The sequence below is a fragment of the Komagataeibacter kakiaceti JCM 25156 genome, assembly GCF_000613305.1.
Window position 1 is genome coordinate 1 of the sequence record NZ_BAIO01000215.1, and the last position, 3,770, is coordinate 3,770.

At 53.5% G+C, this 3,770-nt stretch carries 7 protein-coding genes; 6 read left to right on the top strand and 1 reads right to left on the bottom strand.

Going from position 1 to position 3,770, the window contains the following annotated elements; all coding sequences use genetic code 11:
* The first annotated feature begins 162 nt into the window (after nucleotides 1–162).
* The 6 genes from JCM25156_RS32825 to JCM25156_RS23590 all read left to right on the top strand — a co-directional run bounded on the left by JCM25156_RS32825 (nucleotide 163) and on the right by JCM25156_RS23590 (nucleotide 3,495).
* Entirely contained in the window at nucleotides 163–471 is a 309-nt protein-coding gene (locus JCM25156_RS32825) for a DUF5983 family protein (RefSeq protein WP_010515656.1), read from the top strand.
* 123 nt (nucleotides 472–594) lie between these two features.
* Complete coding sequence (locus tag JCM25156_RS10885; RefSeq protein ID WP_025813101.1) at nucleotides 595–1,065, top strand: DUF3085 domain-containing protein; 471 nt, start codon at nucleotides 595–597, stop codon at nucleotides 1,063–1,065.
* Nucleotides 1,066–1,325: 260 nt separating this feature from the next.
* Complete coding sequence (locus JCM25156_RS10890) at nucleotides 1,326–1,796, top strand: DUF6878 family protein (protein ID WP_034959396.1); 471 nt, start codon at nucleotides 1,326–1,328, stop codon at nucleotides 1,794–1,796.
* A 1-nt stretch (nucleotide 1,797) separates the two neighbouring features.
* The gene (locus tag JCM25156_RS23585) at nucleotides 1,798–2,193 is read left to right on the top strand and encodes a DUF6915 family protein (protein WP_148299378.1); all 396 of its coding nucleotides are present in this window, start codon (nucleotides 1,798–1,800) and stop codon (nucleotides 2,191–2,193) included.
* 254 nt (nucleotides 2,194–2,447) lie between these two features.
* On the top strand, nucleotides 2,448–2,858 hold the full coding sequence (locus JCM25156_RS27980; protein ID WP_084296504.1) for a hypothetical protein: 411 nt from the start codon (nucleotides 2,448–2,450) through the stop codon (nucleotides 2,856–2,858).
* Between the two features lie 148 nt (nucleotides 2,859–3,006).
* Nucleotides 3,007–3,495: an antitoxin of toxin-antitoxin stability system gene (locus JCM25156_RS23590; RefSeq protein WP_242402608.1), complete on the top strand. Its 489-nt coding sequence runs from the start codon at nucleotides 3,007–3,009 to the stop codon at nucleotides 3,493–3,495.
* Nucleotides 3,496–3,541: 46 nt separating this feature from the next.
* Here JCM25156_RS23590 and JCM25156_RS30220 read toward each other — a convergent pair.
* Nucleotides 3,542–3,770: hypothetical protein (locus JCM25156_RS30220; protein WP_206777863.1), on the bottom strand; the 229-nt coding region annotated here is incomplete at its 5' end.

Genomic DNA, 3,770 nt, shown 5'->3' on the forward strand with positions numbered 1-3,770 from the left:
GCCCCGTGCGCCGGTACCCCGATCTGGTGCGCCGCGCGCTCTGCCACCGCTGGCGTGGCCGTGTCCTCACATCCCCCGAACAATGGGTCATGCCCGCCGGCGCATTCGGCGACAGCACCGGGCCGGTCTGACCCGCCTCATCTTCCAGCAGGGAGAAACCCGATGTTAGCGCCTTTCCAGATCCGGAAATTCCTCGACCTGAGCACCGGTCACCTTCCCCTGTCGGACCGTGGACACCTTGAGAGATATGCAAGGTCAGGTGGTTCCTTTGGCCTCACCTGCCTGTCCGGCCCGCACGGATGGTTTGTCCATGTCCCGCTGGATCCATACTCCCATGATTGGCCGGGGTCGCGGTCACTGCGGGCCATTCTTGCCCTGGCCCGGAATCACGACTGTGATTATGTCCTGTTTGATGCGGACGGCCCGGTCGATGCTTCGCTTCGTTTCTTTGATGACGATGAAGATGAATGATCGGCAACGGCATCGGGGGGCACTTCGGGCCAGATGCGCCAGTTTTCATTTCTTGAGGCGGTATACTTCGGTGTTCCGCCTTTTTTGTGTCCCAGCAAGGGGCTCATACAAAGGAATACTGCCATGAAACTTCATTTCGACCGTGCCCTGGTGGCGCGTCTTCTTGCGCATGCGCAAGCCGCGAGCGAACATTCCCCTACCTATGATCAGCTTGTTAACCCGGCCTTTCTCAAGGCTGGCGTGTCGTCGCGCCATCCGACCGGTGTGGATGTCGACCGTACCAAAATACCGGCAGGCCTCATGCTGGTTGGCGATCATGGGGTGTACCTGATGTCGAATGGTTATCCGGGCTTCAGTGACGCCGAGGGTCAGGCGAACCTTGTCGCCTATGCTGTCGAAGCGGACCCGCGCACATGTCCTGACGACTGGTACGATGTCAAACGCGTATCGTTTGGCGGTGACGATGGCGCGGAATTTCTTTCTGCCAACACCATCCGCAAGGCACTGGAGGCGACTGCGGGCAGTCGTTTGTGGATTGATGTCACGCCTGCGCAGATCAGTTGCCCCTATCTGGCATCCCCGAAAACACCCTGACGCGAACAAGCATATGGCGGATATCGCGAGGACTATTCTTTATTAACGTAAGCAAAAATGTGGATAACGGGCGAGGTCTGGGCGTAAAAAATAATAAAAATCATGGTAAATACGATCGGAAACGCCATGCTTAACAAGCCTATAGTAAGGAATTCCCTGTCATTGTTCTGCTTACGACATGGTTTTCAACGTCCGGCCCGCTTCATTTCCGATAACGAGTGCGGGTATGTGCCGTGCCTGAGCAACTGAGGGAACTCGCCATGACTGAGAACTTCGAACGAAGCTTTGCGGAGCATGCAGAGCGGTTACTTCGCCATGAAAAAGCATGCAATCAAGCTTCAGCGCAAAATCGCAGGATCATCTTTGAAGCGCTTTCGGTATCCAGGATTACAGCCGTTACAGTGTCGTTTGACGGTGAAGGAGATAGCGGCCAGATCGAGGAGATTGCTGTTGTGCCTGAAGGGGAGGATACACTGCTCGACGTCCTTGTCGATGCGGTGACGGCGAGGTGGACTGATTGCGAGATTGTCTCGGAACGTACTCCCCTGCGGGATGTCATCGAACAGGTCTGTTACGCCGCACTGGCCGAGACCAACGGTGGTTGGGAAAACAATGAGGGTGCTTTTGGCGACTTCAGGTTTGACGTGGCCAACAGAACGCTGACGCTCGAATTTAACGGACGATATATGTCCACTGAATATTCCGAGCATAGCTGGACAGAGGAGGCCTGAAATGGCGCATAGTTATTATCATGCTCTCTCGTCGGTGCGGCAGTGGGGAGGTACGGCTGATGACTTCCTGCCTATCCATGCCTGGTTCGACGAATCAAAATTGATTTCGGCCGATTTTCGGCATCGTGCGCTGAGACATCACGCGGAAGGTATCTTCCTCGCTGAGAGACTTTTTGGCGTTGTGCTGACAATTTCCACCGGGCGGGTTGTTCCGGTGCGGCTGATCGCCGAGCAGCATATGCGCGAGGACTTTGGATTTATTCCGAGCTTCGTTGATTGGCTGAAGGAAATTCGCCCCCAGCCTGGATGGGACGGGCGCAGCCCATTCATCGAAGCCTTGATCCCGCTTATGCCAAACTTTCAGAATAACAGAAGACTTCTGGAATACTGGCCGTGACGTAGCCCGTATGCGGCGTCGTGGATATGTCGATACGAGGACCATGGGGCTACAGCTTTTCGCCCTATAAATTAGATAAAATAATGATTGAGGCGAACTTCCGGATGTCACGGGGATAAACGCGTGAAAAAAGCTGCGTAGCCCCTTGTCCGGCAGTCCATCCCATGCCTGCACAAAGCTTCCGACCCCGTCTGTCATTTCTCTCGCGAAAGTCCGGACATGCTTCGGGCTTTTGTTTTATGGGGAGTTTCCCGATGGTCAATTACTTCACTCATTTTTCGTGTGTCCTTGATGTAGGGACGGCTGAAAATGCGGAGAGGGCGCTTGAATTCTATCGGAACGAGCCGGAAGATCCTGACGGCTTCTGTTTTTCAAGTGGGTTCTCTCTGAGCGTATCAAGCGAAAACAGGTCCAGACTGTGGATCCAAGACGACGGTAGTGGTGACCCTGAGTGTGTTGTTATTTTCGTTTTGAAGTGTGCCGCCACATTCAGTTTGTCGGGAGTGTGGGGGTTTGAGTACGCCAACACCTGCTCGCGCCCACGTCTCGAAGCCTTTGGTGGAGGCGCACATGTGATCGATCTCGGCGCGCGACGATCTGTCGGCTGGGTTACCACCAATGACTGGCTGGCGGCTGCTCTCGAAGGAGACACTTCCGATGCATGAAATTATTGCCGTTCCTGTCTATCAAATTGATGAATTGTCCGGATCAGCTCGTGAAAAGGCTCGCTGCTGGTACCGGGACTTTCTTCGCCGCTTTTCCTGATGGGATGCGGTCTATGAGGACTTTCTGCAGATATGTGGCATACTTGGTGTGGACATTGCTACGTTTTTACCCTGGGGTGCAGCAACTCCAGAGCAAGGCGGTCCGTGCCTCTATTTCCGAGGATTTTCTAATCAGGGGGACGGAGCTTCATTCGAGGGGATCTACCGATATGAACGGCATGCATCCCATGAAATCCGCCGTTACGCGCCACAGGATACGCAACTCCACGCGATTGCTGACACCCTGGCGCAGATCCAGAGACGGAATTTCTACCAGCTAATCGCCCGGATTAGCCAGACCGGGCCCTATTATCACGAATTTACAATGACCGTCACTGTGATACGTGAAAGTAAGACCGGCTGCGAAATGACCGAAGACGCCGCGCAGATACTCTCTGATGTCATGCGTGATCTTGCACGATGGCTGTATCGCTCTCTCGAAACAGCATGGGATTACGAATCCTCCGATGACGCCGTCGATGAGGCCATTCGCATCGATGAATATACGTTTACGACGAACGGTATCCGGTTCGGATAGATCGTCTGCGCGCAAGGCCGTGGCGGCCTGAAACCGGTCGGGGTTGTCATGTGAAGCATGAATATACGGCGTAGCTTTGAGAGGGTCCATTAGGACATGCATGTGAACCGTGTTTGCAGGCAGAGAAACAGAAATTTTTACAAATATAAAACATGGTATTTTTGAATAATGTTCCGATACGGATGTATAAAGCAAGATAATATGAAATAATTATAATAAATAAAAAACAAATATAGGGAGGATCGGCACCACAGTCCAGCCTGCCGCGCAAGGGG

Coding starts and splice junctions, on each gene's coding strand:
- JCM25156_RS27980 (WP_084296504.1), top strand. CDS start 2,448: ATGGTCAATTACTTCACTCATTTTTCGTGTGTCCTTGATGTAGGGACG.
- JCM25156_RS23585 (WP_148299378.1), top strand. CDS start 1,798: ATGGCGCATAGTTATTATCATGCTCTCTCGTCGGTGCGGCAGTGGGGA.
- JCM25156_RS32825 (WP_010515656.1), top strand. CDS start 163: ATGTTAGCGCCTTTCCAGATCCGGAAATTCCTCGACCTGAGCACCGGT.
- JCM25156_RS10885 (WP_025813101.1), top strand. CDS start 595: ATGAAACTTCATTTCGACCGTGCCCTGGTGGCGCGTCTTCTTGCGCAT.
- JCM25156_RS10890 (WP_034959396.1), top strand. CDS start 1,326: ATGACTGAGAACTTCGAACGAAGCTTTGCGGAGCATGCAGAGCGGTTA.